Source organism: Nocardioides guangzhouensis (assembly GCF_004519545.1).
Lineage (GTDB): Bacteria > Actinomycetota > Actinomycetes > Propionibacteriales > Nocardioidaceae > Nocardioides > Nocardioides guangzhouensis.
On record NZ_SDKM01000036.1, the window covers coordinates 16,963 to 34,187 of the forward strand.

Consider the following 17,225-nt stretch of genomic DNA (forward strand, 5'->3'; position numbering starts at 1 on the left):
CGCCGTGCGTGACCAGCGGCCGGTGCGCCGGGTCGTCCCGAACGACCTGGCCCCGCCGGGCGGCGGCGACTGGCCGGCGTCCGTCCCCGCGGTCGCGCAGGTGCTGCGTGACGGCCTCGACCTCCCGGCCGGCGTGACGTTCCTGGTGGGCGAGAACGGCACCGGCAAGTCGACGCTGGTCGAGGCGGTGGCCATGGCGTTCGGCCTGGCAGCGGAGGGCGGCACGCGCCACGTCGCCCAGGAGGGGACCCGGGCGTCGGAGTCGCCGCTGCACCGCTGGATCACGCTCGAGCGCTCGGCGGGTGCGCCGCGGTGGGGCTTCTTCCTGCGGGCGGAGACCATGCACGGTTACTTCACGCGCCACGAGGAGCACCGCCTCGCACGCGAAGCGCGGTTCCACGAGATGAGCCACGGCGAGTCGTTCCTCGAGGTGCTGCGCACCCGCTTCGACTCGCCGGGGTTGTACTGCCTCGACGAGCCCGAGGCCGCGCTCTCCTTCAGCGCGCAGGTCGCCCTGGTCGGCACCCTGCACGAGCTCGCGGCCGGCGGCGCCCAGGTGCTGTGCGCGACGCACTCACCGCTGCTGGCGGCCCTGCCGGACGCGTTGATCCTCGAGGTCGGCCCCTGGGGGATCCGCCGGGCGGCGTGGCAGGACCTCGAGCTGGTCGAGCACTGGCGGCGCTACCTCGACGAGCCGATGCGGTACCTGCGCCACGTGCTCGACCCCGACGAGTGAGGCGGCCCGCTGTCGGGAGGCCGCAATTGCAGCCGCACGACACGTCCGCGGGTTCGGGAACTGTCATGCCGCTGCAATTGCAGCCGTACGACGTGCCCGCGCGGCGGCCGAATTGTCATGGGGCCGCAATTGCAGCCGCATGACATGGGTGCGCCGCCCGGACCTGTCACGTGCCCGCAATTGCCGCCGTATGACATGTCCGGGCGGTGTCCGACCTGTCCCGCGGCTGCAATTGCGTCCCTATGTCAGATCCGCGGCCCCGAAACGTGCAATACGGCTGCAATTGCGGCCCCACGACATGTGGGGTCGGCGGCGGCCTGTCACGCAACTGCAATTGCAGCCGAATGACAGATCCGGCACGGCGAAACGTGCAATACGGCTGCAATTGCGGCCCCACGACACCGCCCACGAGGCGCTCGGGACCTAGCGACGCTGCGGGTCGCGGGCTCCCCACACCAGCCCGCCGACCCCCAGCACCGCCACCCCCAGCCACAGCACGGTCTCCCGCGTCCCCGCCGACCCCACGTCGTACGGCGCGACGGACCAGGGCAGCGGCACCACCATCAGGCCGAGCGCGACGAGCACCGCGGCCCCGGCGACGGCCGCGCCCGGCTCGGCCCCGGCGCCGAGCACCGCGGAAGCTCCGGTCGCGGCGCACACCAAGGCCAGCCCGACCAGGGCGAGCGCCGGCCAGGACACGGTCCCGCCGTCGGCGCGGACCGCGGCGACGACCCGGGCGGCGTACCCGCACCAGGCCACCACCACGAGCGCAGCCACCCCCAGGCGGATCGCGGTCCGCATGCGCACGCCGGCCGGTACGGCGCGCGTCACCGTGGCCGCGGGGTCGTCCAGCGCCAGCGCCGCTGACCCCCCGAGCAGGCCGGCGACCAGCCAGGTCAGCTCGGACCCCGGTCCCCGCGGCCACACGGTCAGGTCCAGTGCCACCAGTCCTGCCGCGGTCAGCGCGGCCGCCGCCACCGGTCCCCAGCGCACGGCCTCCAGCTCCGCACGCGTGACGGTGGCGGCCCGGCTCACCGGTGGTCCCAGCTGTAGAAGCCGTCGGGGCCGAGGACCGTGCCGGCCAGCAGGCAGGCGACCGTGAAACCGCCGACCAGCCAGGCCGCACGCACGAGCCGCCGTCGCAGCTGCCCCTCGGCGTCCCTGGCACAGGCGCCGATGACTGCGAGTCCGCAGAGTCCCAGCAGGTACGGCGCCTTCCACACCAGGCTGCCGCCCATGTGCCACGAGTAGTTCTCTCCGTTGGACGCGACGAGCGAGAACGGCGCGGCCACGTGGTTCAGGGTCAGCAGCAGGTTCTTGTCCGGAGCCAGGCTGGAGACCGACCACAGGATCAGCAGGACGCAGGTCACCGCGGCCGCCGTCGGCCATCGCCACCATCGCGCGACGAGCACCCCCAGCAGCGAGCCACCCAGGGCCGCGAGCACCCCTTGCGCCATCAGCGCCACCAGCTCGGCGTTGCTGAACTCGCCCCAGTTCTCGCTTTGGACCGGCGGGTCCACCATCCAGAACACGAAGACGTACGCCGCCCCGAGCAGCGCGAGCGCGGCCGGCACCAGGCAGGCGATGCACAGTGCCAGGGTCCGGCGCGGGCCGGGGACGGGGACCGAGCGGACGACGTCGCCGGCGCGGCCGGAGCTGCTGGTGATCCGGTTCATCGCGAGCAGGCCCCCGAGTCCCAGGAAGAACGCCGGCAGCACGGGCCAGTCGAGGTTGGTCTCGGTGCCGTGGGCGGCGGTGTCGTAGTCGGCGTTGGCGTACTCCGAGAACGGGGTGGTCACCGCGATCAGCACGAACAGCAGTGCGGCGACCACGAACAGCGGGTGCCGGAGCAGCCGCAGCGCTTCGTAGCGGGCCAGGCACCACAGCACGCGGCGCTCCTCGACCTGCGCCACGGGGGCGGGAGAGACGGCCACGGTGGTCATGCGGTCACCCCCGCCCGGTCGCGCACGGCCTGCGCGCGCAGCAGGAGGTAGGCGTCCTCGAGGGTCGGCTCGGCGAGCTCCACGTCCTCCGGCGGGTCGAGCGCGACGTGGCGGTAGCGACCGGTCCCGGTGCGCCAGGACGACAGCGCGGCGGCCTGCTCCTCGTCCGCGTGCCACACCTTGCCGGTCGCGGTGCCGACCAGCGCGGTGACCGCGCCGTCGTAGAGGATGCGGCCGGCGTCGAGCACGATCACCCGCTCGCACAGCGCGGCCACGTCCTCGGTCTGGTGGGTCGCGAGCAGGACCGTCGACCGGTGGCCCGCGCCGGAGAGCACGCCGCGCAGCGAGGCCCGTTGCTCGGGGTCGAGGCCGGTGGTCGGCTCGTCGAGCACCAGCAGGTCCGGCGAGCCGAGCAGGGCCTGGGCCAGGGCAGCCCGGCGCCGCTGCCCTCCGGAGAGGGTGCGCATCCGCTTCGCGGCAAGGTCGTCGAGGCCGACCAGCGCGAGCACCCGGCGTACCTCGGCATGCCGGCTGTCGCGCTCGGTCCACTCCTTGAGGGCGGCCACGTAGTCGACGTATCGGAAGGCGGTGAAGCCGCGCGGGTAGCCGCTCTCCTGCGGCAGGTACCCGAGCCGGCGCCGGATCTCGGTCCGCTGGTCCGGGTCGGCCGGGTCGAAGCCCAGGATCCGGCAGTGGCCGGAGCTCGGCGCGAGCACGGTGGAGAGGATCCGCAGCAGCGTGGTCTTGCCGGCGCCGTTCGGGCCGAGCAGCCCGGTCACGCCCGGGGTGAGGTCGAGGTCGAGTCCGTCGAGGACGGTCGTCGGGCCGTAGCGGCGGCCCACGCCGACGAGCTGGATGCTCGGTGTCGTCATGAGGTCCTCCCCAGGAGTGAGAGACGGTCACAGCGGAGCCAGAACACCGCGGAGGCGGCGACGGCGAGGATCAGGTACGCCGGGAGCACCGGCGCGTCGAGCACCTGCACGGCCCGGCCGAGGGGACCGGCGACCGCGACCACGGCGGACGCCCACACGCCGCCCACGCCCAGCGCGGCGCGCCCGACGTCGACCCAGGTCGACAGCGCGAGCGTCAGCGCGCAGCAGGCGGCGGCCGGCAGCAGCCAGGCACCCGCCACCCACGGTGGACCGGGCAGCACCGGGGCGGCGACCAGGGCCAGCGGCAGCGCCACCGCCACCACGGACACCGACCGCAGCAGCACCAGCCGGAGCGGGGAGTACGGCGCCGCGAGCGTGGTCTCCCACAGGGGGTCGACGTCCTGGCCGTAGGCGAACGCGACTGCGGCGACGGGCACCAGCGGCGCGACCACGAGGAACAGCGTCGATCCCTGGGGAGCGCCCTGGGTGGCCGCGAGGATCGAGAAGAGCAGGCAGACCAGCAGCCCGAGTAGCCAGGCGCCGCGCACCGCGGGCGCGGCCGCCACCAGCAGCGCGTCGCGGCCGGAGAGGCCGACGTGGGCGGCGACTCGCTCGACCGGCCCGGGCTGCGGCGACTGCACCTCGTCGACGACCCGGTCCCAGACACCGCGCAGCGGGTCGGCGTCGACCAGCGCCGCGATGCCGGCCCGGCATGTCGCGCACCCGAGCAGGTGCATCTCCACCGAGGCGGTCACGGGCGGGCGGGTGCGGCCGGCGACGTACGCCGCGAGGAGGGCGTCGTCCGCGTGCCAGCCGCGCTCCGGAGAGATCGTCATGTCACACCTCCTGCGAGGTCCTGGCGCAGCTGCGCCTTCGCCCGGTGCAGCCGGGTCTTCACGGTGTTCTGGGGGATGCCGAGCAGCTGCGCGGCCTCCTTGCTGGTGAGGCCGTCGAGCACGGTCGCCTCGACCACCGCCCGCATCTCCGGGCTGAGCCGGTCGAGTGCGTCACCGAGACCGCCGTACTCGATGCCGAGCAGCACCAGCTCCTCGGCGCTCGGCTCCGCGGCCACGGCCGGCGTGGCCGCTTCGACCGGCCGGCGTACGACGAGGCGCGCGGCACCCCGCTCGCCGGCGCGGAGGCGGGAGATCAGGCGGCGGACGGCGATCCCCCAGATCCAGGCCGCCACCTCGCCCTCGCCGCGCCAGCGGCCGGACTCCTTCCAGACCGCGACGAAGCAGTCCTGGAGCGCGTCCGCGACCACGTCCGGGTCGCTGCACCGGCGTCGGAGCCGCACGGACAGCCACGGCGCGTGCCGGTCGTACAGCGCGCGCAGGGCACCCAGGTCACCGCCGGACAGGGCCCTCACGAGCTCCGCGTCGGTGGTCTCGGGTGCTTCCATAACCCGACTGTCGCACCGCGGGGCGGGAAAGGTTCCCGGACGCGGAATTCGCCGGGGTCAGGCCAGCGCGGCGATCGTCGGGAAGCCGCAATTGCAGCCGTGTGACATGTCCGCGGGTTCGGGATCTGTCACGCCGCTGCAATTGCAGCCGTACGACATGCCGGCGCGGTGGTGGAACTGTCACGCGGCCGCAATTGCGGCCCCGTGACATGGCCGACAGCCGAAACCATGCAATACGGCTGCAATTGCGGGGTTACGGCACCCACTGACCCACACCACCCACGGTCAGGCCAGCGCGGCGACCGTCCGGGTGCCCTGGTCGATGGCCCGCTTGGCGTCCAGCTCGGCGGCCACGTCCGCGCCGCCGATCAGGTGCAGGCCGTCGCGGCCGGCCAGGTCGTCGTACACGCCGCGCACCGACTCCTGCCCGGCGCAGACCACGACGTGGTCGACGTCGAGGACCCGGCGCTCGGGGCCGCCGTCGCCGTTGGCGACGATGACGTGCAGCCCGGCGTCGTCGACCTTCTCGTAGGTCACGCCCGGCACCATCCGCACGCCGGAGTCCTTGAGCACAGTGCGGTGCGCCCAGCCCGACGTCTTGCCGAGGCCCTTGCCGACCGGCGTGGTCTTGCGCTGCAGCAGCCACACCTCCCGCACCGGGGTGCGCGGCTTCTTCTCGGTGAGGCCGCCGGGGTGCACCGCGTTGTCGCCGACGCCCCAGTGCGCCATCCAGTCCTCGACGGTGTCCGCGGGGTCGTGGGTGAGGAAGTGGCTGACGTCGACGCCGATGCCGCCGGCGCCGATCACGGCCACCCGCTTCCCGACCTCGACCGCGCCGCTGAGCACGTCGGCGTACGACACGACCTTCGGGTGGCCGATCCCGTCGAGCTCGATGTCGCGCGGCACCACACCGGTGGCCACCACCACCTCGTCGTACGGCGCGAGGTCGGCCGCGGTGGCCTCGGTCGCGAGCCGCACGTCCACGTCGAGCACCTCGAGCCGGCGCCGGAAGTACCGCAGCGTCTCGGTGAAGTCCTCCTTGCCCGGCACCCGCATCGCCAGCCGGAACTGGCCGCCGAGCTCGGCGTCCTTCTCGAACAGCGTGACCGCGAAGCCGCGCTCGGCGGCGGCCACCGCCGCGGACAGCCCGGCCGGACCGGCGCCGACCACGGCCACCGACCGCTTCGTGCGCACCGGGCCGAGCACCAGCGTGGTCTCGTGGCAGGCCCGCGGGTTGACCAGGCAGGACGCCACCTTGTTGCTGAACGTGTGGTCGAGGCAGGCCTGGTTGCAGGCGATGCAGGTGTTGATCTCGTCCGCACGGCCGGCCGCGGCCTTGTTCACGAGCTCGGGATCCGCCAGGAACGGGCGAGCCATCGACACCAGGTCGGCGTCGCCGTCGGCCAGGATCTGCTCGGCCAGGTCGGGGGTGTTGATCCGGTTCGACGCGCACACCGGCACCGAGACGGCCTGCTTGAGCCGGGCCGTCCACGGCACCCAGGCCCCGCGCGGAACCTGGGTGATGATCGTCGGCACCCGCGCCTCGTGCCAGCCGATGCCGGTGTTGAACATCGAGACGCCGGCCTCCTCGAGCGCCTGCGCCAGCGCGACGGTCTCGTCCCAGGTCTGGCCGCCGTCGACGAGGTCGAGCAGCGACATCCGGTAGACGATCGGGAAGTCCGGCCCGACCAGCGCCCGCGCCCGCCGCACGATCTCGACCGGGAACCGCATCCGCGCCTCGGGGCTGCCGCCCCAGGCGTCGGTGCGGTCGTTGGTCCGCCCGGACAGGAACTGGTTGATCAGGTAGCCCTCGGAGCCCATCACCTCGACGGCGTCGTACCCGGCCTTCCGCGCCAGCGCGATCGAGCGGGCGAAGTCGTCGACGGTCCGGTCGACCGCCTTCGTCGACAGCCGCTTCGGCCTGAACGGGGTGATCGGCGACTTGCGGTCCGAGGCGCCGACGCTGAACGGCGTGTAGCCGTAGCGGCCGGCGTGCAGCACCTGCAGCGCGATCGCCCCGCCCTCGGCATGGACGGCGTCAGTGATCTCACGGTGCCGGGCCGCGTGCAGCCGGGTGGACATGCCGCCGGCGAACGGCTTGAGCCAGCCCCGCCGGTTCGGCGCGTAGCCGCCGGTGATGATGAGGCCGGCGCCGCCGCGGGCCCGCTCGGCGAAGTACGCCGCGAGCTTGGGGAGGTCCCAGCGGTGGTCCTCCAGCCCGGTGTGCATCGAGCCCATCACCACCCGGTTGCGGAGGGTGAGGTCGCCGATCGTGATCGGCTCCAGCAGGTGGGGGTAGGTCATCGATCGGTCCTCTCGAGGTACTCCGTCAGCCAGCCGACCCAGAACTCCTCGAGCCGGATCCCGCCGCGCAGGACGAGGTACCGGTCGAGGTCGGCACCGTCGAGGGCCGCCGGGTCGGGGTAGTCGCGCTCGCACCACTGCTCGTACGTCGCCAGCCGGGTCGCGTGCACGGCCAGGTGCTCGCGCACGCCGTCGAGCACCGCCGCCCGGTCGCCGTACGACGCGCCCCGGAGGCGGACGGCGAGGTCGCTGCGCGCCTGCTCGGGCGGGCCGGGCTCGGCGATCCACTCGGCCAGCGCCCGCTCGCCGGCCGGCGCGACGGCGTACACCTTCTTGTCCGGCCTGCCGGTCTGCTCGACCGTGGCGGCGGAGACCCAGCCGTCGCCCTCCATGCGGGCGAGGGTTCGGTAGATCTGCTGGTGCGTGGCCCGCCAGAACAGGCCGATCGAGCGGTCGAACCGGTGCCGCAGCTCCAGTCCGGATCCGGGGCGCTCGCTGAGCGAGACCAGCAGCGCGTGCTCGAGGGCCATGGGCGCCATGGTGAACCACCTATGCAACGAGTTGCAAGCCCATGTGGCCCGGGTCACGCTGACAGCAGATCTGTCAGACTCGCGCGCATGGGCTACGAACTCGGACAGGGCACGGGTCCGCTGCGCGGCGTCAAGGTCGTCGAGATCGCGGGGATCGGGCCCGGCCCGCACGCCTGCATGATCCTGGCCGACCTCGGTGCCGACGTGATCCGGCTCGAGCGGCCCGGCGGCCAGCTGCTCACCGGCGGCCCGCACGACCTCCTCAACCGCGGTCGCCCCTCCGTCGCGCTCGACCTCAAGGACCCGGCCGCCGCGCGCACCGTGCTCGACCTGGTCGCGCAGGCCGACGTGCTGGTCGAGGGCATGCGGCCCGGCGTCGCCGAGCGGCTCGGCATCGGCCCGGAGCAGTGCCACGCGGTCAACCAGCGCCTGGTCTACGGCCGGATGACCGGCTGGGGCCAGACCGGGCCGTTCGCCGAGGTGGCCGGCCACGACATGAACTACATCGCGGTCGCCGGCGTGCTGCACGGCCTCGGCCAGGACCGCGCCCGGCCGTCGTTCCCGACCAACCTGGTCGGCGACTTCGGAGGAGGGTCGACTTACCTCGTGATCGGGATCCTGGCCGCCCTGCACGAGGCGCGCGCCAGCGGACAGGGGCAGGTGATCGACGCCGCGATCGTCGACGGCGCCGCCCACCTGAGCGCGATGACGCTGGCCTTCCTCGCCGGCGGCAACCTGCGCGAGCGGCGCGCCTCCAACCTGCTCGACGGCGGCGCGCCGTACTACGACGTCTACGAGACCAGCGACGGGAAGCACATGTCGGTGGGCGCGCTGGAGCCGCAGTTCTACGAGCAGCTCCTCGACCTGCTCGGCATCCGCGACTCCGCGCCCGACCGCTACGACCTCGCGACGTACCCCGAGCTGCGGCGGGTCATCGCCGACGCCTTCGCCACCCGCACCCAGGCCGAGTGGGTCGAGGTGTTCGAGGGCACCGACGCCTGCGTGGCCGGGATCATCCCCCTCACCGAGGCGTTCGACCACCCGCACCTCGCGGCCCGGTCGACGTACGTCGAGCACGAGGGCGCGATGCAGCCCGCCCCGGCGCCGCGGTTCTCCCGCACCGAGCCGTCGCTCGGACTGCCGCCCGCCCCGAAGCCCGGCACCCACACCCGCGAGGCGCTGGCCGCCTGGGGCATCGACGACGTCGACGCGCTGCTCGCGTCCGGTGCGGCGGTGCAGGCGTAGCCGGACAAAGGAGCCCTAGGCTGCGCGGCATGAGGCCGTTCCTGTTCCTGGGCACCCGCGCGGAGGACGAGGTCGCGGACGGCGAGTACGCCGCGATGCTGTCGTTCGGCGGGCTCCGCGCGGAGGAGCTGGTCCGGGTCCGGCTGGAGGCCGAGCCGCTGCCGGAGGTCGACCTGGACGACTGGTCGGGCGTGATCATGGGCGGCGGCCCGTTCAACGTCAGCGACCCGCCCGGCAAGAAGTCCGAGGTCCAGCACCGGGTCGAGGCCGAGCTGCGCGGCCTGGCCGAGCGCCTGGTCGCGGCGGACTTCCCGGTGCTCGGCGCGTGCTACGGCATCGGCACCTTCGGCACCCTCGACGGCGGCGTCGTGGACCGGACGTACGGCGAGCCGATCGGCTCGCTGCCGATCACCCTCACCGACGACGGCATCGCCGATCCGCTGCTCGGCGTGCTGCCGCGGGAGTTCCGGGCGTTCCTCGGCCACAAGGAGGCGGTGCGTGCCCTGCCGCGCGGTGCCGTGCTGCTGGCATCGTCGGCCACCTGCCCGGTGCACGCGTTCCGGATCGGCCGCAACGTCTACGCCACCCAGTTCCACCCCGAGCTCGACGTGGTCGAGCTGGTCCGCCGGATCGAGGCCTACCAGCACCACGGCTACTTCGAGCCGGACGAGCTGGAGTCGGTCATCGCGACCGCTCGCTCGGCCGTGGTCACGGAGCCCACGAAGCTGCTCGGCCGGTTCGTCGAGCTCTACGCCCGCTGACCGCCGTACGCGTCCCGGGCGGGTCGCACGCCGCGGTCGTGCCGGGTGGCGCGGGGCGGCCACCACGTGCGAAACGCCGGGAGAGGGCGGCCCGACGCACGAAGGAGCCGGCGCCCGAGCGCCGGCTCCTTCGATCGGTGGTGCAGGACGGACGGGCTACGCGAGGATGCGCCGCACCTCCTCGACGGTCCGGGCCGCCTCGAGCTGGGCCACCTTGTCCTGGTCGGTGAACACCTGCGCGATCTGGCCGAGCAGTGGCAGGTGGTCCTTGCCGGCGCCGGCGATGCCGATCACGAACTTGACCTGGTGCCCGTTCCAGTCGATGCCGTCGGGGTAGCGGACGAACGAGATCGCGGTCCGGTGGATCGCCGACTTCGCCTCGTTGGTGCCGTGCGGGATCGCCAGCCCGTTGCCCATGTGGGTCGACACGGACTCCTCGCGGTCGTGCATGGCCTGGAGGTAGGACCGGTCGACGGCGCCGACGTCGAGGAGCAGCTCACCGGCCTCGGTGATCGCCTCGTTGCGGGTGGAGGCGAAGCCGCGGAGCACCACGGACTGCTCGGCGAGCAGCTCGCCCGACGAGCTCTCCTCCTCGGCCGCGACACCGCTGCCGGCGCCGGCGCCGTTCGAGGCCTCCACCATCTCGACGATCTCGTCGTAGCGCGGGCTGCCCATGAAGTTCTCGACCGACACGTGCACCGCGCGGCTGGTCTTCTGGCGGGCCCGGTCGGTGAGGTCCTGGTGGGAGACCACCACGTCGTAGTCGTCGGTCAGGCTCGCGATCGACTTGTTCACGACCGTGACGTCGTCGAACCCGGCCTCCTGGATCTTGCGCCGCAGGACCGAGGCACCCATCGCGGAGGAGCCCATGCCCGCGTCGCAGGCGAACACGATGTCCCGGATCGGGCCGGTCAGGGTGGCGGTGCCGCCGCCGGCGATCGTGCTGGAGGCCACCGACTTCTTGCCCTTCATGTCCTCCATCGCCGCGGTCGCGTGCATCAGGTCGCCGTCCTCGGACCGGTCCATCCGCAGCAGCAGCGAGCCGACGAGGAACGACACCAGCGCGGCGCCGAAGACGCCCACCGTGATGCCGAAGAAGTCGCCGCTCGGCGTCTGGGCGTAGACCGCGAAGATCGAGCCCGGAGCCGCCGGAGCGCGGAGGCCGACGTCGAACAGCACCAGCAAGAAGATGCCGGTCATGCCGCCGGCGATGGTCGCGAGGATCATCTTCGGCTTCATCAGCACGTAGGGGAAGTAGACCTCGTGGATGCCGCCGAAGAACTGGATGATCGCCGCGCCCGGTGCCGAGGCCTTGGCCAGGCCGCGCCCGAAGACGCTGTAGGCGAGCAGCAGGCCGAGACCCGGGCCGGGGTTCGCCTCGAGCAGGAAGAGGACGGACTGGCCCTCGCGTGCCGCCTCCTGGATGCCCAGCGGGGTCAGCACGCCGTGGTTGATCGCGTTGTTGAGGAACAGCACCTTCGCCGGCTCGATGAAGATCGAGGTCAGCGGGAGCAGGTTGTTGTCGACCAGGGTGTTGACCGCGTCACCGAGCCAGTCGGTGACCGTCCGCAGCACCGGGGCCAGCAGGAACATGCCGCCGATCGCCATCAGGGCCGCGAGGATGCCGGCGGAGAAGTTGTTGACCAGCATCTCGAAGCCGGGGCGGATCTTGTGGCTCCAGAGCGCGTCGAGCTTCTTCATCACCAGCGCGGTGAGCGGGCCCATGATCATCGCGCCCAGGAACATCGGTGCGCCGCCGTCGTCCCCGATGAAGATCGGGTCGCTGGTGGCCATGATGACGCCGATCACGGCGAAGCCGCCGACGACACCACCGCGGACGTCGTAGACGAGCTTGCCGCCGGTGTAGGCGATGAGGATCGGCAGCAGGTAGAAGATGCTGGGCCCGACCATCGTGGCGATCTTCTCGTTCGGAACCCATCCGTCCGGGATGAAGAAGGCGGTGATCAGTCCCCAGGCGATGATCGCGCCGATGTTCGGCATGATCATGTTCGACAGGAACGTGCCGAACTGCTGGACGCGCACCCGCAACCCGGGCCGCGGCGCGGACGTCTGGGTCTCGGTGCTCGTAGTGGTGGTGGTGGCCATGCGTACCTCCGATTGCTTGGCCGGGATGTGACCCCGGCCACAACGATTTGCCCAGTTAACCGCACATTCCCACTCATTGCCAAGCATTCGGGCATGGATATTTGCCCGGATGTGTGGCTTTCTGCCCGCATGGCCGGATAACGTGGGTACCCACCCGTCAACGCCGACCGGAGGAGAACCATGAAGGCCCTGCGTTTCTACGCACCCGAGGACGTCCGTCTCGAGGACGTGCCGGAGCCCGAGTGCGGACCGGACGAGATCAAGCTGCGGGTGCGCAACTGCTCCACCTGCGGCACCGACGTCAAGATCTTCTACAACGGTCACCAGAACCTCACCCCGCCGCGGATCACCGGGCACGAGATCGCGGGCGAGGTGGTCGAGGTCGGCGCGGACGTCAACGCGACGTACGGCGGGGACTGGAAGGTGGGCGACCGCGCCCAGGTCATCGCGGCGGTCCCGTGCGGCGACTGCTACGAGTGCAACAAGGGCTGGATGGCGGTCTGCCAGAACCAGACCTCGGTCGGCTACCAGTACGACGGCGGCTTCGCGGAGTACATGATCGTCCCGAAGCAGGTGCTCAAGGTCGACGGCCTCAACCGGATCCCCGACAACGTGGGGTACGACGAGGCCTCGGCGGCCGAGCCGTTCGCCTGCGCGATCAACGCCCAGGAGCTGCTCGGCATCGAGGAGGGCGACACGGTCGTCGTGTTCGGCGCCGGCCCGATCGGCTGCATGCACATCCGCATCGCCCGCGGCGTGCACAAGGTCGGCCCGGTCTACCTCGTCGACGTCAACGCCGAGCGGCTGAAGATGTCGGCCGACGCCGTCCAGCCGGACGAGACGATCAACGGTGCCGAGGTCGACGTCGTCGAGAAGGTCATGGAGCTGACCGGAGGCCGGGGTGCCGACGTGGTCATCACCGCGACCGCGGCGAACGTCACCCAGGAGCAGGCGATCTCGATGGCCGCGCGCAACGGCCGCATCTCGTTCTTCGGCGGGCTGCCCAAGACCGACCCGTTCATCAAGTGCGACTCCAACGTGGTCCACTACCGCCAGCTGCACATCCACGGAGCCAACGGCTCCGCGCCGGAGCACAACAAGCGGGCGCTGGAGTACATCTCGACGGGCCAGGTCCCGGTCAAGGACCTGATCACCGAGCACATCCCGCTCGACCGCGTGCTGGACGCCTTCCAGATCGTCAAGAACGGCGAGGCGATCAAGGTCACCGTCGAACCCTGACGGTCACCGGTCGCGGACGGGAGGACGTGGTGTACGCCGAGGAGCGCCAGCAGGCGATCGCCGAGATGGTGGTCGCGCGCGGGCGCCTCTCGGTGCTCGATCTCGCCGAGGCGTACGGCGTCACCACCGAGACGGTCCGCCGCGACCTGTCGGTCCTCGAGCGGGCCGGCCTGCTGAGGCGGGTCCACGGCGGGGCCGTCCCGGTCACGGTGCTCACCGCCCTCGAGCGCGGGCTGGACGACCGGGACCGGTCCTTCCCGCTGGAGAAGGACCGGATCGCGGCCGCGGCCGCCGAGCACCTGCCCCCGTCCGGGGGCTCGGTCGTGGTCGACGCCGGCTCGACCACGTCCCGGCTGGCCCCGCACCTGGTGGGTCGCGACCTCACCGTCATGACGCACGCGATCACGCTGGCGGCCCGGCTGGCCGGGGTGGACCGGATCGATCTCCACCTGCTGCCGGGGCGGGTCCGCCTGGCCACCCAGGCCGCGGTCGGCGAGGTGACCGTCGCCGCGCTGTCCCAGGTGCGCGCCGACGTCGTGTTCCTGGGCACCAACGGGATCTCCGTCGGGCACGGCCTCTCCACGCCCGACCACAGCGAGGCGGCCTGCAAGCGCGCGATCGTGGCCGCCGGCCAGAAGGTCGTGGTCCTCGCCGACCACTCCAAGCTGGGGGTCGACAGCACCGTCCGGTTCGCCGAGCTGACCGACGTCGACGTGCTGGTCACCGACCGCGACGCATCCCGACGCATCTGCGACACGCTGACCGAGCGGGGCGTCGAGGTGGTCCTCGCCTGAGCCCGGGCTAGCGTCGATCTCATGCCGACCGCGTACGTCGGGGTCTCGGGCTGGCGCTACCCGCGCTGGCGGGGCGACTTCTACCCGGAGGGGCTCGTGCAGCGGCGCGAGCTCGAGTACGTCGCGTCCCGGATGACCTCAGCCGAGATCAACGGCTCGTTCTACTCCCTCCAGCGGCCGTCGACGTACCGCCGGTTCGTCGAGGAGACGCCCGACGACTTCGTCCTCGCGGTGAAGGGCAGCCGCTTCATCACCCACCTGAAGCGGCTGGCGGACGTCGACGCCGGCCTGGCGAACTTCTTCGCGTCCGGGGTGCTCGCCCTCGGCCGGAAGCTCGGCCCGGTGCTGTGGCAGCTGCCGCCGACGCTCCGCTTCGAGCCGGACCTCGTGGCCGGGTTCCTCGCTGCGCTGCCAAGGACGACCAGCGAGGCGGGCCGCCTGGCCCGTCGTCACGACGACCGCCTGGCCGGTGACCGGGTGCTCCTCGAGCCGCCCGCGCCGGGACCCGTCCGGCACGCGGTCGAGGCCCGCCACCCGTCGTTCTTCACCGACGGCGCGATCGCGCTGCTCGCCGAGCAGGACGTGGCGCTGGTGGTTGCGGACAGCCCGGGAACCTGGCCCGGCGAGGAGCACGTGACCGCGGACTTCACGTACGCCCGGCTGCACGGGCACACCGAGCTGTACGCGAGCGGTTACGCGCCGGCCTCGCTGGATGCCTGGGCGGACCGTGTCCGCGGCTGGCTGGCCGCGGGGCGCGACGCGTACGTCTACTTCGACAACGACGCGCGCGGGCGGGCGCCCTGGGACGCCGTCGCGCTCCTCGACCGGTTGCGGGACCGGTCAGGTCGGACTCTCGGGCCCGGATGAGGCGATGCCGAGGGCGATCGTCGCCTCCAGCACGAAGCGCGGGTCCTCCAGCCGGTCGCCGTACGCCTCGCGGAGCTGGCCGACGCGGTAGCGCACCGTCTGCGGGTGCACGAACAGGTCGGCCGCGATGTCCTCGCGACGTCCGTGGTGCAGCAGCCAGGACCGCAGGGTCTCGGTGAGCTTCTCGACCGCTGAGGGCCGTAGTCCGTCGAGCGGGGCCAGCACCGCGACGCGCAGGTCGGCGAGCGCGTTCCGGTCGGAGGTCAGCACGATCTCGGCCAGGTGCTCCTCGGAGTCGACGGTGCCGGGGAGCTCCAACCGGCGGCACTGCAGCGCCCGCTCGAAGGAGGTCGCGACCTCCAGCCACGGCACGGTCGGTCCGACCACGGCGTCCAGCCCCTTGAGTGCGCCGAGCAGCCGGGCCCGGGCCGCCTTGGTCGTCGGGCCGGCGACCAGCAGCAGGCCGGTGCCCTCGACCGCGCCGGGCACGTCTTCAGTCGGCGCGAGCGTGCGCTCGTCGACGTGCGAGAGCACCTGGCGGACGTGCGCCTCGGGCAGCAGCACGGCGGTCAGCCCGGCCGGCGGCTCCCACCCGGCCCGCTCGGCTGCCGCGACCACCGCGTCCGCCGGCTGGTCGGTGAGCAGCCCGCGGGCCAGCCGCTCGAGGTTGCGGGAGCGGACCCGGCCGGTGCGCTCGAGCTCCTCGGTGTGGCCGGCCGCGCTGGCCGCGGACAGCTCGTCGATGTAGGCGAAGACCAGCTCGGCGAACAGGGACAGGTCCTCGGCCGCCATGCCCTGCTCGACCACGGTGCGCGACATGTCCCGCCACGAGACCCGGGCGCCGATGCGGTACGCCGCGAGCAGGGCCTCCATGCTCCGGCCGCTGCGGGCCTCGCCGCGCCCGAGCTGGTAGGCGCCCTCCAGTGCCGGGGCCATCGGGGTGCCACGGTCGGAGCGGGTGGCCAGGTTGAGGAAGGTGCCGAGCGCGAGCTGCACGGCGCTGCGGATGGTCTCGCCCATGGGGCCGCTCAGCGCGTCGGCGTAGCTGGGCACCTCGTCGATGATCGCGGCCACCGTGCGGTCCGCGACCGCCGGCAGCTCGGAGCGCATCGCCGAGGCGGCGTGCGGGGAGAGCTCGAGTGCGTGCGGGTCGTCGCCGCCGCCCCGGCGCGCCGTACGTCGGGCCATGGTGCCTCCTCCGCCGGCCCTCTTTGTGCACAGCGAACAAAGAAAGGGTCCTGATTCACGTGGCTCAGTCATGAACTTTAACCCTCAGGGCGGCACGATGGGGACCATGGCCACGATCGACGTACCCCGACGCTCCTTTCGGGACCGCCTGACCCAGGTGGCGGAAGCCGCGACCACCCCCCTGGTCCCGGCCGACTTCCTCGACCTCTTCCACCCCCTCCGTCCCGGCGCGGACCTGCGGGCGCGCATCGTGAGCGTGCGGCACGAGACCCGCGACGCGGCCACGATCGTGCTCAAGCCCGGTGCCGACTGGCGGGGTCACGTCCCCGGCCAGTACATCCGGATCGGCGTCGACGTCGACGGCGTCCGCCAGTGGCGGGCCTACTCCCTCACCCACGGCCCTCGCCGCGACGGCCTGATCTCGATCACCGTCAAGGCCGTCCCGGACGGCAAGGTGAGCAACTTCCTCGTGCACGAGGCGCGGACCGGCACCGTCGTCCAGCTCGAGCAGGCGACCGGCGACTTCGTGCTCGCCCAGCGGCCCGGCAAGCTGCTCTTCGTCACCGCCGGCTCCGGCATCACCCCGGTGATCGGCATGCTGCGCAACCTCTTCCCGGTCGCCGACCGCGGTGTCGTGCACCTGCCCCGCAGCCGCGACCTCGACATCGTCGTGGTGCACGTCGCGCCCTCCGAGCCGGACTCCATCTTCCTGGACAACCTCCGGGAGCTCGACGTCGACGGATCCATCCGGCTGGTCGCGCGGTACGACGACGAGCACGGCGTGCTCGACGTCGACGAGCTGCCAGCGCTGGTGCCCGACCTCGCCGAGCGCACGACGTACGCCTGCGGGCCGGCCGGGCTGCTCGACGCGCTCCAGGAGCTCCACGACGCCAAGGGCCTCGACCTCTACACCGAGAAGTTCCGCACCACCACGCTGGTGACCGGCGAGGGCGGCAGCGTGTCGTTCGCGAAGACCGGTGCGGTCGTCGAGGCCGACGGCGCCACCCCGATCCTCGACGCCGCCGAGGACGCGGGCGTGCTGATGCCCAGCGGCTGCCGGATGGGCATCTGCTACGGCTGCGTGCTCCCGCTGCGCGAGGGCGCGGTCCGCGACCTGCGCAACGGCGAGCTGACCACGGCCGTCGAGGGCGACGGGGTGCTCGTGCAGACGTGCATCAACGCCGCCGCCGGCCCCTGCGACTTCGACCACTGACCACTCCACACCCCGAACCGATCGC

At 72.6% G+C, this 17,225-nt stretch carries 16 protein-coding genes; 7 read left to right on the forward strand and 9 right to left on the reverse strand.

What is annotated here, in order from left to right; genetic code table 11:
- Positions 1-4 precede the first annotated feature (4 nt).
- Entirely contained in the window at positions 5-736 is a 732-nt protein-coding gene (locus tag EKO23_RS19760; RefSeq protein WP_134719912.1) for an AAA family ATPase, read from the forward strand.
- A 423-nt stretch (positions 737-1,159) separates the two neighbouring features.
- Here EKO23_RS19760 and EKO23_RS19765 read toward each other — a convergent pair whose 3' ends face one another.
- From EKO23_RS19765 to EKO23_RS19795, 7 genes are all read right to left on the reverse strand, one after another.
- Positions 1,160-1,771, reverse strand: a complete 612-nt coding sequence (locus EKO23_RS19765; RefSeq protein WP_134719915.1) for a hypothetical protein — start codon at positions 1,769-1,771, stop codon at positions 1,160-1,162.
- Positions 1,768-2,679 carry a hypothetical protein gene (locus EKO23_RS19770; RefSeq protein WP_134719916.1) on the reverse strand — a complete coding sequence of 304 codons (912 nt, stop codon included), beginning with the start codon at positions 2,677-2,679 and terminating at the stop codon, positions 1,768-1,770. The genes EKO23_RS19765 and EKO23_RS19770 overlap by 4 nt, the downstream gene beginning before the upstream one ends.
- The gene (locus EKO23_RS19775; RefSeq protein WP_134719918.1) at positions 2,676-3,551 is read right to left on the reverse strand and encodes an ATP-binding cassette domain-containing protein; all 876 of its coding nucleotides are present in this window, start codon (positions 3,549-3,551) and stop codon (positions 2,676-2,678) included. The genes EKO23_RS19770 and EKO23_RS19775 overlap by 4 nt, the downstream gene beginning before the upstream one ends.
- Positions 3,548-4,387, reverse strand: coding sequence for a cupin domain-containing protein (locus tag EKO23_RS19780; RefSeq protein ID WP_134719920.1), 840 nt, complete (start codon positions 4,385-4,387; stop codon positions 3,548-3,550). The genes EKO23_RS19775 and EKO23_RS19780 overlap by 4 nt, the downstream gene beginning before the upstream one ends.
- Complete coding sequence (locus EKO23_RS19785; RefSeq protein ID WP_134719922.1) at positions 4,384-4,953, reverse strand: RNA polymerase sigma factor; 570 nt, start codon at positions 4,951-4,953, stop codon at positions 4,384-4,386. Before EKO23_RS19785 ends, EKO23_RS19780 begins: the two co-directional genes overlap by 4 nt.
- A gap of 285 nt (positions 4,954-5,238) precedes the next feature.
- The gene (locus EKO23_RS19790; protein WP_134719924.1) at positions 5,239-7,257 is read right to left on the reverse strand and encodes an NADPH-dependent 2,4-dienoyl-CoA reductase; all 2,019 of its coding nucleotides are present in this window, start codon (positions 7,255-7,257) and stop codon (positions 5,239-5,241) included.
- The gene (locus tag EKO23_RS19795; RefSeq protein WP_134719926.1) at positions 7,254-7,787 is read right to left on the reverse strand and encodes a PadR family transcriptional regulator; all 534 of its coding nucleotides are present in this window, start codon (positions 7,785-7,787) and stop codon (positions 7,254-7,256) included. Before EKO23_RS19795 ends, EKO23_RS19790 begins: the two co-directional genes overlap by 4 nt.
- A gap of 87 nt (positions 7,788-7,874) precedes the next feature.
- Here EKO23_RS19795 and EKO23_RS19800 point away from each other — a divergent pair, with 87 nt between their 5' ends.
- Entirely contained in the window at positions 7,875-9,032 is a 1,158-nt protein-coding gene (locus EKO23_RS19800) for a CaiB/BaiF CoA transferase family protein (RefSeq protein WP_134719927.1), read from the forward strand.
- A gap of 29 nt (positions 9,033-9,061) precedes the next feature.
- Positions 9,062-9,793 (forward strand): glutamine amidotransferase, encoded by a 732-nt coding sequence (locus tag EKO23_RS19805; RefSeq protein WP_134719929.1) that lies wholly within the window; start codon positions 9,062-9,064, stop codon positions 9,791-9,793.
- Between the two features lie 156 nt (positions 9,794-9,949).
- Here the strand turns inward: EKO23_RS19805 and EKO23_RS19810 are convergent, their stop codons facing one another.
- Positions 9,950-11,899, reverse strand: coding sequence for a PTS mannitol transporter subunit IICBA (locus EKO23_RS19810; RefSeq protein ID WP_134719931.1), 1,950 nt, complete (start codon positions 11,897-11,899; stop codon positions 9,950-9,952).
- A 180-nt stretch (positions 11,900-12,079) separates the two neighbouring features.
- Here EKO23_RS19810 and EKO23_RS19815 point away from each other — a divergent pair, with 180 nt between their 5' ends.
- From EKO23_RS19815 to EKO23_RS19825, 3 genes are read left to right on the forward strand one after another with little or no spacing between them, the layout of a single operon-like run.
- Entirely contained in the window at positions 12,080-13,138 is a 1,059-nt protein-coding gene (locus EKO23_RS19815; RefSeq protein WP_134719933.1) for a zinc-dependent dehydrogenase, read from the forward strand.
- Positions 13,139-13,164: 26 nt separating this feature from the next.
- Positions 13,165-13,932 (forward strand): DeoR/GlpR family DNA-binding transcription regulator, encoded by a 768-nt coding sequence (locus EKO23_RS19820; protein ID WP_246051202.1) that lies wholly within the window; start codon positions 13,165-13,167, stop codon positions 13,930-13,932.
- 21 nt (positions 13,933-13,953) lie between these two features.
- Positions 13,954-14,799, forward strand: coding sequence for a DUF72 domain-containing protein (locus EKO23_RS19825; RefSeq protein ID WP_134719937.1), 846 nt, complete (start codon positions 13,954-13,956; stop codon positions 14,797-14,799).
- On the opposite strand, the gene EKO23_RS19830 is transcribed toward EKO23_RS19825, so the two are convergent.
- The gene (locus EKO23_RS19830; RefSeq protein WP_134719939.1) at positions 14,773-15,987 is read right to left on the reverse strand and encodes a PucR family transcriptional regulator; all 1,215 of its coding nucleotides are present in this window, start codon (positions 15,985-15,987) and stop codon (positions 14,773-14,775) included. The genes EKO23_RS19825 and EKO23_RS19830 overlap by 27 nt on opposite strands.
- A gap of 106 nt (positions 15,988-16,093) precedes the next feature.
- Here EKO23_RS19830 and EKO23_RS19835 point away from each other — a divergent pair, with 106 nt between their 5' ends.
- Positions 16,094-17,200: a ferredoxin reductase gene (locus EKO23_RS19835; RefSeq protein WP_246051203.1), complete on the forward strand. Its 1,107-nt coding sequence runs from the start codon at positions 16,094-16,096 to the stop codon at positions 17,198-17,200.
- Positions 17,201-17,225 lie beyond the last annotated feature (25 nt).